This window comes from Gallaecimonas pentaromativorans (genome assembly GCF_003751625.1).
Classification (GTDB): Bacteria; Pseudomonadota; Gammaproteobacteria; order Enterobacterales; family Gallaecimonadaceae; genus Gallaecimonas; species Gallaecimonas pentaromativorans.
This window is the reverse complement of record NZ_RJUL01000001.1, coordinates 566,593-581,265: the sequence shown is the minus strand read 5'-3', so window position 1 is coordinate 581,265 and position 14,673 is coordinate 566,593. Positions and strand designations below refer to the sequence as shown.

13 protein-coding genes are annotated in these 14,673 nt (G+C 61.3%); all 13 read left to right on the top strand.

The window, feature by feature from the left end:
- Positions 1 to 2 precede the first annotated feature (2 nt).
- From mshL to EDC28_RS02620, 13 genes are read left to right on the top strand one after another with little or no spacing between them, the layout of a single operon-like run.
- On the top strand, positions 3 to 1,670 hold the full coding sequence (gene mshL, locus EDC28_RS02685) for a pilus (MSHA type) biogenesis protein MshL (RefSeq protein WP_123420558.1): 1,668 nt from the start codon (positions 3 to 5) through the stop codon (positions 1,668 to 1,670).
- Positions 1,670 to 2,500, top strand: coding sequence for an ExeA family protein (locus EDC28_RS02680; RefSeq protein ID WP_050659037.1), 831 nt, complete (start codon positions 1,670 to 1,672; stop codon positions 2,498 to 2,500). Before mshL ends, EDC28_RS02680 begins: the two co-directional genes overlap by 1 nt.
- Entirely contained in the window at positions 2,497 to 3,600 is a 1,104-nt protein-coding gene (locus EDC28_RS02675; protein WP_123420557.1) for a tetratricopeptide repeat protein, read from the top strand. Before EDC28_RS02680 ends, EDC28_RS02675 begins: the two co-directional genes overlap by 4 nt.
- A complete protein-coding gene (locus EDC28_RS02670) occupies positions 3,597 to 5,315 on the top strand; it encodes a GspE/PulE family protein (RefSeq protein ID WP_123420556.1) in 1,719 nt (572 codons plus the stop codon). The genes EDC28_RS02675 and EDC28_RS02670 overlap by 4 nt, the downstream gene beginning before the upstream one ends.
- Entirely contained in the window at positions 5,312 to 6,523 is a 1,212-nt protein-coding gene (locus tag EDC28_RS02665; RefSeq protein WP_123420555.1) for a type II secretion system F family protein, read from the top strand. Before EDC28_RS02670 ends, EDC28_RS02665 begins: the two co-directional genes overlap by 4 nt.
- Positions 6,487 to 6,951: a hypothetical protein gene (locus tag EDC28_RS02660; protein WP_148049785.1), complete on the top strand. Its 465-nt coding sequence runs from the start codon at positions 6,487 to 6,489 to the stop codon at positions 6,949 to 6,951. The genes EDC28_RS02665 and EDC28_RS02660 overlap by 37 nt, the downstream gene beginning before the upstream one ends.
- Positions 6,948 to 7,523, top strand: a complete 576-nt coding sequence (locus EDC28_RS02655) for a type II secretion system protein (RefSeq protein WP_123420553.1) — start codon at positions 6,948 to 6,950, stop codon at positions 7,521 to 7,523. The genes EDC28_RS02660 and EDC28_RS02655 overlap by 4 nt, the downstream gene beginning before the upstream one ends.
- A gap of 36 nt (positions 7,524 to 7,559) precedes the next feature.
- Positions 7,560 to 8,009 carry a type II secretion system protein gene (locus EDC28_RS20400; RefSeq protein ID WP_123420552.1) on the top strand — a complete coding sequence of 150 codons (450 nt, stop codon included), beginning with the start codon at positions 7,560 to 7,562 and terminating at the stop codon, positions 8,007 to 8,009.
- 29 nt (positions 8,010 to 8,038) lie between these two features.
- The gene (locus tag EDC28_RS02645) at positions 8,039 to 8,488 is read left to right on the top strand and encodes a prepilin-type N-terminal cleavage/methylation domain-containing protein (protein WP_170164005.1); all 450 of its coding nucleotides are present in this window, start codon (positions 8,039 to 8,041) and stop codon (positions 8,486 to 8,488) included.
- Complete coding sequence (locus EDC28_RS02640; RefSeq protein ID WP_123420550.1) at positions 8,482 to 9,012, top strand: prepilin-type N-terminal cleavage/methylation domain-containing protein; 531 nt, start codon at positions 8,482 to 8,484, stop codon at positions 9,010 to 9,012. Before EDC28_RS02645 ends, EDC28_RS02640 begins: the two co-directional genes overlap by 7 nt.
- A complete protein-coding gene (locus EDC28_RS02635; RefSeq protein ID WP_123420549.1) occupies positions 9,012 to 9,842 on the top strand; it encodes a prepilin-type N-terminal cleavage/methylation domain-containing protein in 831 nt (276 codons plus the stop codon). The genes EDC28_RS02640 and EDC28_RS02635 overlap by 1 nt, the downstream gene beginning before the upstream one ends.
- Positions 9,832 to 10,242, top strand: a complete 411-nt coding sequence (locus EDC28_RS02630; protein ID WP_123420548.1) for a type II secretory pathway component — start codon at positions 9,832 to 9,834, stop codon at positions 10,240 to 10,242. The genes EDC28_RS02635 and EDC28_RS02630 overlap by 11 nt, the downstream gene beginning before the upstream one ends.
- Positions 10,239 to 14,615, top strand: a complete 4,377-nt coding sequence (locus EDC28_RS02620; RefSeq protein ID WP_148049784.1) for a DUF6701 domain-containing protein — start codon at positions 10,239 to 10,241, stop codon at positions 14,613 to 14,615. The genes EDC28_RS02630 and EDC28_RS02620 overlap by 4 nt, the downstream gene beginning before the upstream one ends.
- Positions 14,616 to 14,673 lie beyond the last annotated feature (58 nt).

The window sequence follows — 14,673 nt, the reverse complement described above, 5'->3', positions numbered from 1 at the left end:
CCATGCTAAGACGGTTAACCACCCAATCTGTGACCTTGCTGATGGCAGCCCTGCTGGTTGCCTGCCAGAGCCCGTCGCAGCGCAATGCCAACCGTGGCGTTGCCGATGTCAAAAGTCAGTTGCCAGCGGCGGCCAAACCGGCGGCGCCAAAACCGCCGGCGGCCCTGGAGCGGGAACTGCTTTCCGGGCTGGTGGCGCCGCCGCCGATGCCGGAGCAGCGCATTAATGTTTCGGCCAAGGACACCGACGTACGGGACCTGCTGGCGGGGCTGGTCAAGGGCACCCCTTATTCGCTGGCCCTGCATCCGGGGGTAACCGGCAAGGTGACGTTGGATCTGCATAATGTCACCCTGGCCGACGTATTCTCGGTGCTCGAAGATCTCTACGGCTATGACATTCGCCGCCAAGGCAACCTGGTACGGGTATACCCGGCCGGGCTGCGCACCGAGACCTTGGCCGTCAACTACCTGCTGATGAGCCGCAAGGGGTTGTCGCGCACCTCCATTACCTCCGGGCAGTTGACCGAAAGCAATCGCAACAACAACGGCAACTATGCCAACAATAACAACGGCTTTGATAACAACAACAACGGCAATGGCAACGGCTCGCTCAATAACAACAGCAGCGAGATGACCTCTGGCACCCGCCTTGAGTCCCGCTCCGAAGCGGACCTGTGGGACCAGCTCGAGAAAGTGCTCAACGCCATGGTTGGCAAGGGTGATGGCCGCATGGTGGCGGTGGACCCATTAGCCGGTCTGGTTACGGTGCGGGCCTACCCGGACGAGCTGCGAAACGTGAAGGATTTTCTCACCCAGACTCAGGATCACCTGCAGCGCCAGGTGGTGCTTGAGGCCAAGATCATTGAAGTCACCCTCAACAACGATTACCAACAGGGCATCAATTGGCAACGGGCCTTCGAGGACGCCACCGGCCGCAACCAGTTCAACCTCACCACCTCCGGGGTCACGCCGTCCAACGCCTTGTCTGCTGCCTTAGGCGGGGTAACGGCGGTTACCTTCAGCAAAGGCGACTTTGGCGCCGTTATTAATCTCTTAGATACCCAGGGCGACACCCAGGTGCTGTCCAGTCCGCGTGTTACCGCCACCAATAACCAAAAAGCGGTGATCAAGGTGGGCAGCGACGAGTATTTCGTCACCGACGTGCAGTCCCAGCTCACCAACAGCGGCACCAGCACCAACACCATCAGTAACGGTATCCAGTTAACGCCGTTCTTCTCGGGTATCGCCCTGGATGTGACCCCGCAGATCTCCGCCGATGGCCATGTGTTGCTGCACGTGCACCCCTCGGTTACTGATGTCTCAGAGCAAATTAAAACCCTGTCGCTTTCCGGCAGCACCGAGCCGACGGTACTGCCGCTGGCCCATAGCGATATCCGCGAGTCCGACACCATAGTGCGGGCCAAGAGTGGCGATGTGGTGGTGATTGGTGGCCTGATGCGCACCAATAATCGCCAGCAGGTCTCCAAAACCCCGCTGCTCGGAGACATTCCCTGGCTGGGCCAGCTCTTTACCAGCCGCCGCGACGTCAAAGAGAAAACCGAGCTGGTGATTTTGCTGAAACCGGTGGTCATTGAAGGCAGCCAGGACTGGGCGCCGCAGTTGGACAGGTCCCGCGAGCTGCTGGATAAATGGTATCCCAAGGCCCGTTGATGTATTTGCAGCACTTCGGCCTCAGCGATAAGCCGTTTGGGCTAAGCCCCAGCACGGCGTTCTATTGCGATCTGCCCATGCATGCAGAGGCGCTGGATGTGCTCAAGCTGGCGCTGGCCGACGGTGAAGGTTTTATCAAGGTGACCGGCGAAGTGGGCACCGGCAAAACCCTGCTGTGCCGCCGCCTGCTCTCGGAACTGGCGGCGCCGTTTACCCTGGCATACCTGCCCAACCCGGACCTCAGCCCAGGCGAGCTGCGCTGGGCGCTGGCCATGGAGCTGGGGCTTAAACAGACCGGCAATATCGACCAGCAGCAGCTTGGCCACCTGTTGCAGCGCCAACTGATTGGCCTGGCCGCCAATGGCCGGTCGCCGGTGGTGATTATCGACGAGGCCCAGGCCCTGCCGGATGAAACCCTCGAAGCGCTGCGGCTGTTGACCAACCTCGAAACCGAGTCGCGTAAATTGCTGCAGGTAGTGCTGCTTGGCCAGCCGGAGCTGGACGCCAGATTGCGCCAGCATCACCTTCGCCAACTGGCTCAGCGGGTGAGCTTTCATTACCGGCTAAGGGCCATGAACCGCCAGGAGCTGCGCTACTACGTTGGCCACCGGCTGCGCTGCGCCGGTAGTGGCAAGATGCTGTTTAGCGGCGCTGCGCTGTGGGCGCTGTACCGAGCTTCAAGGGGCATTCCGAGGCTGGTCAATATCCTTTGCCACAAGGCGCTGTTGCTGGCCTTTGGCAAGGGCCTTAAACAGGCCGGTTGGCGGCAGATGCGCCTGGCTATTCGCGACACCGAAAGCTGCTACCGGGCGGCAGGAGCCTTGTTATGAGCGTACTGAACCAGATGCTCAAGGATCTCGACAAAAGAGGCGCCGCCCAAGCCGGGCCCCAGCCCCGTTTTGAGGCTGCTAAAAAAGCCCGTTGGCCCTGGCTGCTGGCAGTGCCGGCCGCCCTTGCCATGGCGGCTGGCGGCTGGTGGTACCGGGGCGATATCGGCACCAACCAAGCCACGTTGCTGCCCTCGGCGCCGCTGCTGCTGGCCAGCGCCAAGGCGCCGCAAAGCCCGGCGCCTGTAGAGACGGCCGCCTCCAAGCCCGAGATAACGGCCCGCGAGGCGGCGCCCCAAGCTGATGTTCAACCCCAGCCAGCGGCGCCCAAAGCCGAGCTGAAACCGGCGCCTGCTATTGAGCCCAAGGCAGCGGCTAGCGCGCCGGTCACAGAGGTAAAAGCGCTGCCCGCCGCGCCCAAAGCCGGGCCCTTGCCCGCCAAGGCCTTTGCCGTTAAAGCCGCAGCCCCTGTGACAGCGGCTCCTGCCAAGGCTGCTACCGCCAAACCTGCTGCGGCGAGAGTGCAGCGCGAGCTGCTAAGCCCGGCCCAGCAGGCTCAGCGCCTGTACCAAAGCGCTCTGCTGGCCTGGCAGCAGCAACAGCTGCTGGAAGCCGAGGGTGATTGGAAAGCGGCCCTGGCTGCAGATAGCCAGCACCAGCCGAGCCGCCTGGCCCTGGCCAGTCTGTATCAGCAGCAGGGCCGTTTGGATGACGCCATCGCCACCTTGCTGCCGCTCAGTGACAGCGACGCCGAGGTCAGCCTGGCTTTGACCCGGGTGCTGGTGCAAAAAGGCGATATCAAGCAGGCCTACCAGCAGTTGCAGATGATGCCGCCAACCAGCCGCAGTGGCCTGCAACTCAAAGCCGAACTGGCCCGTTTGAGTGGCGATTTAACCGCCGCCGCCGCCCAGTACCGGGAACTTGCCAATCACTACCCCAATGACGGCCGCTTGTGGGTAGCCCTTGGCCTCACCCTTGAAGGCCTGCACCAATCAAGCCAAGCGGCAGCGGCCTACCAAAAGGCGCTGGACGCCGCGTCCCTGTCCGATGAGGCGCGCCAGTATGCCCGCGCCCGCTGGCAGGCACTGGAACAGACACCATGAGCCAACCACGACTGAAAACCCGCCTGGGCGACCTGCTGGTTGCCGAAGGCATCATCACCGAAGCGCAGCTGCAGCAGGCGCTGGCCAGCCAGCATCGCCTTGGCCGCAAATTGGGCCGCGCCTTGGTGGAGCTTGGTTATTTGAGCGAGCAGCAGCTGCTGAGCTTTTTGTCTCATCAGCTGAAGATCCCTTATCTGGACATTGCCGAGAGACGCCTCGACCCCAGCCTTGCCAAGCTGATTCCCGAAGTGCTGGCCCGTCGTTACCGGGCCCTGGTGCTGGAAGTGGACGAAGACAGCGTGCTGATTGGCATGTCAGACCCCGCTGACTTACAAGCGCTGGACGCCCTGGAAGAGCGCCTGGCGCCCCGCGAGCTGCGCCTGGCGGTGGTAGAAGAAGCGCAGCTGCTAAACGCCTTTGACGGGCTTTACCGGCGCACCCAGGAAATCGCCAGCTTTGCCTCGCAGCTCGAAGAAGAGCACCAGCAGACTGCCGATTTTGACTTTGGCACCCTGGCCCGGGAAGACGGTGAAGGCGGCGCCACCGTGGCGCGGCTGTTGCAATCGTTGTTTGAAGACGCGGTGCAGATGCGGGCCTCGGATATTCATATCGAGCCCGAGCAGCACCAGCTGCGCATTCGCCAGCGTATCGACGGGGTGCTGCAGGAAAACGTGCTCAAGGAAGCGCGGGTAGCCAGTGCCCTGGTGCTGCGCCTGAAACTGATGGCGGAGCTGGATATCTCCGAGCGGCGCCTGCCCCAGGATGGGCGCTTTCATATGCAGATCCGCGGCCACAGCATCGACGTGCGGGTATCCACCATGCCGGTGCAGTACGGCGAAGCGGTGGTAATGCGTTTGTTGGACCAGTCGGCAGGCTTGCTGACCCTGGAACAAACCGGCATGCCAGCCGATTTGGTGGCCCATTTTCGCCGCAACCTCAAGCGCCCCCACGGCATGGTGCTGGTTACCGGCCCTACCGGCTCGGGGAAAACCACCACCCTCTATGGCGCCCTGGCCGAGCTGAACGAGGCGTCCAAGAAAATCATCACCGTTGAAGATCCGGTGGAATACCGGCTGCCGCGCATCAACCAGGTGCAGGTCAACCAGAAGATTGGTTTGAATTTCTCCCAGGTGCTGCGCACCACCTTGCGTCACGACCCCGATATCCTGATGGTGGGCGAGATGCGGGACGAAGAAACGGTGGAAATCGGCCTGCGCGGCGCCATCACCGGCCACTTGGTGCTCTCAACCCTGCACACCAACGACGCGGTGACTTGCGCGCTGCGCCTTATCGACATGGGCGCCCAGGGCTACCTGGTGGCCAGCGCCTTGCGGGCGGTGATAGCCCAGCGCCTGGTGCGGCGCCTTTGCAGCAAATGCGCCCGGCCCCAGCCGCTGGACCCCAAAGACAAGCTGCTGCTCGAACAGCTCAATCAAGGGCCGCTGGATGAAACCGGCTTCAAGGCACCCCACGGCTGCCAGGCCTGCAATCACACCGGTTACCGGGGCCGGATTGGCGTCTTTGAGCTGTTGGAGCTGGACGGCGCCATGAACGAAGCCATGCGCAGCCAAGACCCTCAGGCCTTTACCCTGGCGGCCCATCGCCACCCCCTGTACCGGCCCCTGGTGCAGATGGCTCTTGATTACGCTCGCCAAGGGGTCACCTCGGCCGAGGAAGTGCTCAAACTCTGGGACAGCGCGGAGGTTGAGGCTTGAGCCAGTTCTACTATCGCGGCAAGGATGAGCGCGGCCAGGTGGTCAAAGGCTTGGTGGATGCGGGCTCTGAAGAGGCAGCTTTCGAGCAGCTCTTGGGCCGACGCATCCGCGCCGAGTCGTTGCGCCCGGCTCGCCAGCCCATCCGCTTCAATCTCTTTGAAGGCCGGGTAGAACTGGACGACATGCTGATGCTGTGCCGCCAGATGTATTCGTTAACCAAGGCCGGCATTCCCATTTTGCGGGCCGTGGCCGGCATGGCCGAAACCAGCCCGTCCAAGGTGCTGCGCAAGGTGCTGGCGGATGTGGCCACCCAACTGGAAGCGGGGCGCAACCTCTCAACCGCCCTTAGCCGCCACCCCAAGGTGTTTTCCAGCTTGTTTGTCAGCATGATCCACGTAGGGGAAAACACCGGCCGCCTGGACGAGGCCTTTGCCCAGCTCTGTGACCATCTAAACCAGGAGCAGGAAACTCGGCGCCGGGTTAAATCGGCGGTGCGCTACCCCAGCTTTGTGGTGATTGCCATCGCCATTGCCATCGCCGTGGTCAACCTCAAGGTGATCCCGCAGTTTGCCGAAATTTTCAAACGCTTCCACGCCGAGCTGCCGCTGCCCACCCGCATCCTGGTGGCCACCTCGGACTTTTTCGTACACTACTGGCTGTGGCTGTTGCTGGCCATTGGCGCGGCGGTGACCGCCTGGCTGCGCTGGCTGCAAACCGATAAGGGGCGCCTGTTCTGGGACACCCGCAAGCTGCGGCTGCCCATTGTTGGCTCGCTTATCAACAGGGCGCTGCTGGCCCGTTTTGCCCGCAGCCTCGGCATGATGCTCAAAGCCGGGGTGCCGCTGCCCCAGGCGCTGAGCCTGGTGGCCGACGCCGTCGACAACCAGTTTATGAAGAACAAAATCCTGGCCATGCGCCAGGGTATCGAGGGCGGCGAAAGCCTGCTCAGAAGCGGCGGCCAGAGCCAGTTGTTCTCGCCCCTTATCCTGCAGATGTTCGCAGTGGGGGAAGAGACCGGTAACATCGACGAGATGCTGCTGGAAACCGCCGGTTTTTACGAGCGGGAGGTGGATTATGATCTGGCCAACCTCACGGCCCGTATCGAGCCCATTTTGATTGTGTTTGTGGCCGCTCTGGTGCTGCTGCTGGCGCTGGGGGTATTCCTGCCGATGTGGGACCTGATGCGCGCCTACAAGGGCCAGAGCTGAGGGTGGTAACGGCGGTTATCTACCAGCGGCGATTAAGGCTGCTGGCGGTGCTGGTAGTTGTATTGCTACTGGTGGCCACTTTGCTGAGCCTAAGCCCCGATGACAAAGCCCTGGCCGGCCCTTGGATGGGCCAGGCGCAGCAAAGCTTTATCAAGGAGCTGGACCAAGTCAGGGTGCTGGCCATGGCACAAAAGGGCCAGGCGGTGACCTGGCAGGGCCATAGCATTGCCATCAATGAAGATGGCTGGCCAGCGCCCCCTTGCGATGGGCTCTGGCAGGATTTTGGTTTGCCGCCAAGCCTTGGCGGCGACGAGGTACAGATAAGCTGGCAGGGCGATTTTTGCCGCTTTGCAGTTGAGGAAGAGGGCTTTGACTACTGGCCCCATAGCGGCCGGGTTGAAGCATTCAAACAAGGAGAAGGGCAGTGAAAGGGCAACAGGGTTTCTCACTTATCGAGCTGGTGATCGTGATTGTGATCCTAGGGCTGCTGGCGGCGGTAGCGCTGCCGCGCTTTTTGGATGTCACCGATGATGCCCAAGACGCCACCGTCGAAGGCGTGGCCGGCGGCTTTGCCAGTGCTGTGGGTCTGGTGCGGGCCGAATGGGAAGTGGAAGGGCGCCCCAAGGGCGCGGCCAACGGGGCCGGCGCTTCGGTAACGCTGGATAACGAGACCATCTATGTGGATGGCACCAACGGCTATCCGGTCGGGCTGGCCGGCGCCTATGCCAGCGGCATGAGCAGCGACGCCTGCCTGGCGGTGCTGGACGCCATACTGCAAAGCCCGCCACGGGCCACCACCAGCGACAGCAACATCGGCAGCAACCGCTATCTGGTGCGGCTGCAAAGCGGCAGCGGCGGCGATACCTGCGTCTACTACCTTATCGCTACCCTCAACAAGAGTTCGCTTCCGGCGGCCGGTGACTACAACACCGCCGGCGTGGGCAACAGCTTCACCTACCAGCCTCTCACCGGCAAGGTGATGACGTACAACAACAATTAGGCCTCAATACGCAACAAGCAAATGGAGTAATACGTTATGAACCGACAACAGGGCTTTACCCTTATCGAACTGGTGGTGGTGATCATCATCCTGGGGATCCTGGCCGTCACCGCCGTACCCAAGTTCATCAACTTGCAGGATGATGCCAAGGAAGCGGCTGCGCACGGCGTTGAGGCTTCCCTCAAAGGCGCCAGCCAACTGGTGTATGCCAAGGCGCTGATCGCCTCCAAAACCAATACCGGCGACAGTTCACAAACCGTCACTGTGAACGGTAACGACACCGTGGCTCTGGTGTACGGCTACCCTGCAGCTTCTGCCGACGGTATTGCCAAGGCCGTCGAAATTGATTCGCCTTGGACTCCTGCTGTGAGCGGCGCGGCTTACACCTTTACCTACAACGAAGACAGTACTTGTACCGTCAGTTATCAAGCTCCGGCGGCGTCCAACGGTTCCCCGACTATCAGCCGCGACTGCGCTGCCAACTAATGCAAGCAAGCCCCGGCATAACCCGGCCCATGACCGGCTTCACCCTGGTGGAGCTGGTCACGGTCATTATTGTGCTGGGCATTCTCTCGGTTGCCATAGGCAGCCGCTTTTTTGACAGGTCTGGGGTCGACGATGTCGTGACCCGGGACCAGATCCTGGCGCTGGCCCGCCAGGTGCAGATGCAAGCCATGCAGCGCACCGATTCCAGCAGTTGCCACAGCCTGCTTGTCGCCAGCCACAGCGTGCGGGTGGCTGACGCCAATTGCGCGCTCAGCGCCGAGGACGACCTCACCGTTGGCGCAGGCAGCGCCTCGTTGGCCTTAACCAACGGCGCCAGCGCCATGGCTTTGCCGGCAACACTGGTTTTCAACGCCATGGGCCAGGCCAGCCGTTGCAACAACGGCTGCCGCCTTGAGGTGCAATCAGCGCAAAGCACGGCGCTGTGCATCGAAAGCCAGGGGTATATCCACCCATGCTAAGGCGCCAGCAAGCCGGAGTAACTTTGCTCGAACTGGTGGTGGGCATGGTGGTGCTGGGCATCGCCATTACCCTTATCAGCGCCAGTTTGTTGCCGCTGGCGGTGCGCAGCACCGACCCTTGGCATCAGGTGCGGGCCGCCGAGCTTGGCCAAAGCCTGTTAAACAGCATTCTGGCCCGGCGTTTTGACCAGCAAAGCCCGCTCTCGGGGCGCCGCTGTGACGACACCGGCACACCGCCAGTGCCGGCCTGCTCAAGCACCTTAGGGCCCGATAGCGAGCCGAGCTGGCACGACTACAACGATGTCGACGACTTTAACGGCTTGTCTCTTAGTGGCGCCCAGGTGGTGGATAACCTCGACCCTTCCCTTGCCGATATTTACAACCAGTACCGGGTGCAGGTCACTGTGGTGTATGACGGCGCCGCCCTTGGCCTTGATAACCGCCAGGCCAAACGCATCAATGTGGCGGTGACCACCCCGGAAGGCAACGATATTGTCTTTAGCGCTTACCGGGGGAACTGGTGATGAGCCGGGGCTTTACCCTGATAGAGCTGATCGCGGTGATCGTACTGCTGGGGGTGATCGGCCTTGGCGGTTATGGCTACCTGCGCTTTGGCACCCAGCTTTATACCGACACTGCCGGGCGCGCCCAAACCCTGAGCCAGGGCCGCTTTGCGGTAGAGCGCCTCACCCGCGAGCTACGTAACGCCGTGCCCAACTCGGTGCGGGTATCGAGCGGCGGCAATTGCCTGGAATTTGTGCCTATCGTGGTGGCCATGCGTTATTTGCAGGCGCCACTAGCGCCAGAGAGCGCCAGTACCATCAAGGCCCGCTGGTTACCGCCGGACGGCTCAACCCCGGCCAGTGGCGACAGCATCAGCTGGAACAGCGATTTTTTTGGCAACCAGCTTTGGGCCATCATCAACCCCACCCAGCCCGGCCAGCTCTACGCCGCCAGCGACACTGACCGGCGCAGCCAGCAGCTGACCGGCTCGGCTTACGACAACCAGGGGTTCTACCTGCTGACCCTTTCCGAGGCTAGCCGTTACGCCAAGGACTCCCCCAGCCATCGCCTTTACCTGGGGGCCACGCCGGTGAGTTTTTGCCGCCAGGGCAGTGGCCTTTATCGCTATCAATTCTACGGGCTGAGTGCCACCCAGCCGACGCCGGGGGCCGGCCTTGCCGGTGGCCAGCTCATCGCCGAGCAATTGGCCGATGGCGGCGAGCCGCTGTTTCGTTATGACAGCGCTACGCTGACCCGCAATGCCGTGGTGCATATCCTGCTGCGCTTTGAAGCGCTCAGCCAGGACGATCTCTTTTTCAACCTCGAGGTTCATCAGCCCAATGTGCCCTGACGCTAAGCGCCAGCAGGGCAGTGCCCTGATGATGGCGGTGTTTATTATCGTGGTGATGAGCCTGCTGGTGGCGGGGCTGGCGGCGATGCTGGCGCGCCAGTCCGGTACCGTGGTCTATGAGGTGTGGGGCACCCGCGCTTATCTGGCCGCCGAAAGCGGCCTGCAAGGGGGCTTGGTAAAGCTCTACCCTATGAATAACAGTGGCTTGGCTGGTTGTTTTACGGGTTTTTCGCAACACTTCAACGCAGGAGGGCTGGCGGGCTGCCAGGCCGAGGTGCAATGCCAGTATGTGCCCAGCTCAGACGATATGCCGGCTGTGGCCAGGGTCACCAGCCGCGCCAGTTGCCAGGGCGGGCGCCTGACCACCAGCCGCACCTTGTCTGTGGAGGTAAGCCAATGAAAAGGATGTTATTGCTGGGCCTATTGCTGCTTTGCGCCTTGCCCGGTAGCGCTTTGGCCACCACTTATAGTTTGACTGGCAACTCCTATCGTTCTATCCCCTGTTCCGGCAACTGGAGCAGTAGCGGCACTACCTACACCTGCACCGGCAAGGTGACTTTGGCCAGTGGTGACCTGATCACCACCAACAGCAACAGCACCCTGATTGCTCGTGGTGGCTTCAGTCTGACCAACAACACCATCGGCAGCAGCTATTACGGTATTAGCCTGCAATCGACTTACGGCGCCATCACCAGCAGTGCCACCACCCGTATCTACGGTAATGTCAGCAGCTCCAGCGGCGCCATCAGCCTTACCGGCACTACCGTCACCGGCGGCATTACCACCAACAGCACGGTGACTCTGACCAACAGCACCGTTACCGGCAGCGTCAGTGCTCATAACGGCATTACCACCAACAACGCTTATGTGCAGAGCAGCCTGACCGCCAGTAATGGCAGCATCAGCTTGACCGGCGGCACCATCTCGGGGGCCGTTACCACCAGCTGCTGTACCCTCACCACCCAGAACACCACGTTGCAAAGCGGTGCCACGGCCCGCTCCGGCATGAACCTTACCGGGGGAACGTTGAGTGGCGACTTTGTCATGACCTCCAATAACACCGTCACCTTGAGCGGCGTTAACATGACTGGCGGCAGTTTCAGTGGTGCCAGCAGTATGGACGTAACAGATAGCACTCTGGGTTCTGCCGGTAGCAGCGTTACCATCAGCACCAACTCGGGTGCCGTGTCCCTTAACGGCAATACCATTGTGTATGGGGATTTGACGGCGCCAGCCTATTCCACCATCAACGTTAACAACAGCAGCAGCGTTTATGGCACCTGCCTGCCCAACTCCACCCCGGCCAATGCCTGTAATCCTACGCCACCGGTGCTGAGCTGGCACCTGAACGAGTCTGCCTACAGCGGCAACAGCGGTGAGGTGATAGACGGTTCCGCCAACCACCTTAACGGTACCGCTTTTAACGGTGCCACCACCCAGGGCAGTGATCCTGCGCTGGCCACGGTTGACGGCATGGGTACCTGCCGTTACGGGGTGTTCGACAGCAGCCAGCAGCAGTATCTGCAATTGGCTGACAATCCCTTGTTGGATCTGAGCCAGCATCTGACCATCGGCATTTGGGTCAATCCCAAGCGCTACAGCAGCGGGCAGATGATGAGCATCTTGTCCAAAGACACCAACTATGAATTCCATATCCTGCCCAATGGCACCCTCTATTGGTGGTGGCAAAGCAGCAGTGGTAACGAGCGCACCTTAACCAGCCAGACAGTGGTGCCACTTAACCGCTGGACCCATGTCACCGTCAGATACACCCCTGGCCGCCAGAGTATTTTCATCAATGGCCGGGAAGATGTGTCCAGCAGCTACAACGAAACCCTGATGACCAACAATGCCCCCCTGCAATTGGGCCAGGACCAGGGCCTGACCGACCGCTTCTTTGACGGGGCTTTGGATGAGTTGCGGATATACGATGGCGCCCTGACCAACAACCAAGTGGCGGCGCTGATGACTGAGCGCACCCTGTGCAGCCAGGCTTTGCAGTGCTTTAGTGACGACTTTGATCGTGCCAGTCTGGGGGACGATTGGACCGTTTCTTCCTCAAGAGGCAGTTTCTCGCCCTCTATCGTAGGCGGCCGGCTGCGCCTGACCCAAGACCAGCCGGAAGAAGCTACTGCGTTGTCGTTACGGAAAATACTGCCGGCCAGCGACAACCTGGTGATAGTGCAGTTCGACTATTACGGCTGGTCGCCAAACAGCGGCAGCGGCGCCGACGGCATGGCTGCTATCTTCTCCGACGCCAGCGTTACCCCCAGGGCCGGCGCTTACGGCGGCTCCCTGGGCTATGCCCAGAAAACCGGCATTAACGGCTTTGCCGGTGGCTGGCTGGGGGTGGGACTGGATGAGTTTGGCAACTATTCGGCTGCTTCAGAGGGCCGTGAAGGGGGCCCCGGTTATCGCACCAACGCCGTGGCGCTGCGCGGCTCCGGCAGCGGCACCAGTGGCTATCGCTACCTGATTGGCACCAGCGCCAACCTGAGCCCGGCCATCGACGCCCGTTCTTCCAACGTGGCGGCGCCGGGGCATCGCTACCGGGTTACCCTCGATTCCAGCAGCGGCCCCAGCAGCGCCGTGGTCAAGGTGGAGCGGGATAACGGCAACGGTTTTGTCACCCTTATCGACAACTACAATGCCTTGGGCCAGTTGACCCAGAGCAATTTGCCGCAAAATTTCTTCCTGTCTTTTACCGGCTCCACCGGGGCCAACTCCAACTATCACGAAATAGATAACTTGCAGGTCTGCGCCGCGCAGCTTGGCGACTTGGGCCAGCAAATTCATCATTTCGAGCTCGACTACAGCGCTAATGCCCTGACCTGCACTGGCCATGATGTCACCATCAAGGCTTGCCTCAACGCCGATTGCAGCCAGCTTTACACCGATGAAGTCAGCGCCACCTTAAGCCCTGCTAGTGGCTGGCCAGCCAACCCGGTGGTCTTTCGCGGTGGCAGCACCACTGTCAGCCTGCATCAGGGCACGGCCGCTTCCCTGACCCTGGACGTGCCGTCCTCCACCCCAGCCACCGAGGCCTTTAGCCAGACCTTGTGCTCCATCGACGGCGGCGCTCCCAGTAGCAACTGCACTTTGACCTTTGCCGACAGCGGCTTTGTGTTTGATGTGCCGGATTTTATCGCCAACCAGGGCGCCAGCGCGGTGCTTAAGGCGGTGAAGAAAAGCGACACCAGCCAGCGCTGCGTGCCAGCCTTTGCCAGCACCACCAAGACCCTGGCGCTGTGGTCCAACTATGAAGACCCGATCCGGGCCGACAAACAGGTATTCAGGGCGGTGTCGGTCAATGGCGTGGCTATCGGTACCCAGCAAAGCGAGGCCACCAGCCAGCAGCTCACCTTTAACAGCCAGGGCGAAGCCACCCTCAATGTGAATTACCAAGACGCCGGGCGCATGCAGCTTAACGCCCGCTACACCGGCACCACGGAGGAAAACGGCCTGGTGATGAGCGGCTCAGACAGTTTTGTCAGCCGCCCGGTGGGCTTTTGCATCCAAAGCCAAAGCAGCGCCGGGGAGTGCAGCGCCAGCGACGCCAGCTGCCACCTGTACCGCTACGCCGGTGAATCCTTCCCGCTGCAACTCATTGCCAAAGCCTGGGACAGCGCCACCGGCGAGGGCGGCTATTACTGCGCCAACCCCATCAATACCCCCAGTTATCGCCAAAGCGGCATCAACCTCGGGGCGGTGCTTTTGGCCCCTGCGGGCGGCCATAGCGGCACTGTCGGCACCAGCAGTTACGACCATGGCCTGGCAACCTCTGCCCTGGCCGAGGTCAGCCAGTCGGTCAGCGAAGTGGGGGTGTTTTCTTTTAGCGCGGCGCCGCCCAGCTATTTTGGCACCAGCATCAACAGCTCTCGCAGCCAGCCCATCGGCAAGTTTGTACCGGCCACCGTGCTGCTCAGCAGCCAGGTGCTGACCGGCAGCTGCGCCGCGGCCAATCCCTACACCTATATCGGCCAGCCTTTCACCTTAAGTGGCACCTTGACCGCCCAAAACGTGCAGGGCCAGCGCACTTACAACTACAGCGGCGCCTTTGCCTTGGGTCGCCTGGGGTATGTGAGCGAGTTTGCCAGTGCCGACCAATCGGCAAGGCTGGTGGATAACGGCCCGGCGCCCCTTTGGAACCAGGGCCAGGCCGCCAATTTCAGCAACAGTGACATCCGGTTTGCCCGCAACGCCCCCGAAGGCCCCTTTACTGATGTGCAGGTGGGAGCGGTCTTTAACGACGGGGAAAGCGCCGCTAACCGCATCGGGGGCCGACAAACACGAATGGCGTCACAAAACATGGCCCTGACCGGCGGCACGCTGTGGGGTACTATTGCCTCCCTGCGTTATGGCCGGGCGGTTCTGGACGATGCTAGTGGTCCCGAGAACGAAAACCTGCCCATTTCGCTGCACACCCAGTACTGGAACGGCAACTATTTTGTGGCCAACAGCGACGATAGCTGCACCGCCACCGCGTTTGGCGACCTGGGTTTTCCCACCGGCACCCATGGCCTTGGGACCAGCGCCATGGGCGGCAATGGAACTTTAGCTGCGGGCACCAGTCCCTATGGGATGCTGGCGCTTAGCGCCCCCGGCAGTGCCGGCCAGGTCAGCATTGAAGCGGCGGTTGCCGATTGGCTTAAATTCACCTGGGATGGCAGCAGCAACGGCAATCCTCAGGCAACGGCCTATTTTGGTCGTTTCCATGGTAATGACCGGCAAATTTACTGGCAGGAGATCTGGGGCAATAATCCGCCTGAATAACAGGCAGTAACCCCTGGATATCTGAATAAAACAAATAAAACTGAATCACCGGCTGACG

Bases quoted from the DNA above. Each gene is read 5' to 3' on its own strand.
- EDC28_RS02640 (WP_123420550.1), top strand. From the start codon at position 8,482: ATGCTAAGGCGCCAGCAAGCCGGAGTAACTTTGCTCGAACTGGTGGTG.
- EDC28_RS02645 (WP_170164005.1), top strand. From the start codon at position 8,039: ATGACCGGCTTCACCCTGGTGGAGCTGGTCACGGTCATTATTGTGCTG.
- mshL (WP_123420558.1), top strand. From the start codon at position 3: ATGCTAAGACGGTTAACCACCCAATCTGTGACCTTGCTGATGGCAGCC.
- EDC28_RS02680 (WP_050659037.1), top strand. From the start codon at position 1,670: ATGTATTTGCAGCACTTCGGCCTCAGCGATAAGCCGTTTGGGCTAAGC.
- EDC28_RS02630 (WP_123420548.1), top strand. From the start codon at position 9,832: ATGTGCCCTGACGCTAAGCGCCAGCAGGGCAGTGCCCTGATGATGGCG.
- EDC28_RS02670 (WP_123420556.1), top strand. From the start codon at position 3,597: ATGAGCCAACCACGACTGAAAACCCGCCTGGGCGACCTGCTGGTTGCC.
- EDC28_RS02635 (WP_123420549.1), top strand. From the start codon at position 9,012: ATGAGCCGGGGCTTTACCCTGATAGAGCTGATCGCGGTGATCGTACTG.
- EDC28_RS02620 (WP_148049784.1), top strand. From the start codon at position 10,239: ATGAAAAGGATGTTATTGCTGGGCCTATTGCTGCTTTGCGCCTTGCCC.
- EDC28_RS20400 (WP_123420552.1), top strand. From the start codon at position 7,560: ATGAACCGACAACAGGGCTTTACCCTTATCGAACTGGTGGTGGTGATC.
- EDC28_RS02675 (WP_123420557.1), top strand. From the start codon at position 2,497: ATGAGCGTACTGAACCAGATGCTCAAGGATCTCGACAAAAGAGGCGCC.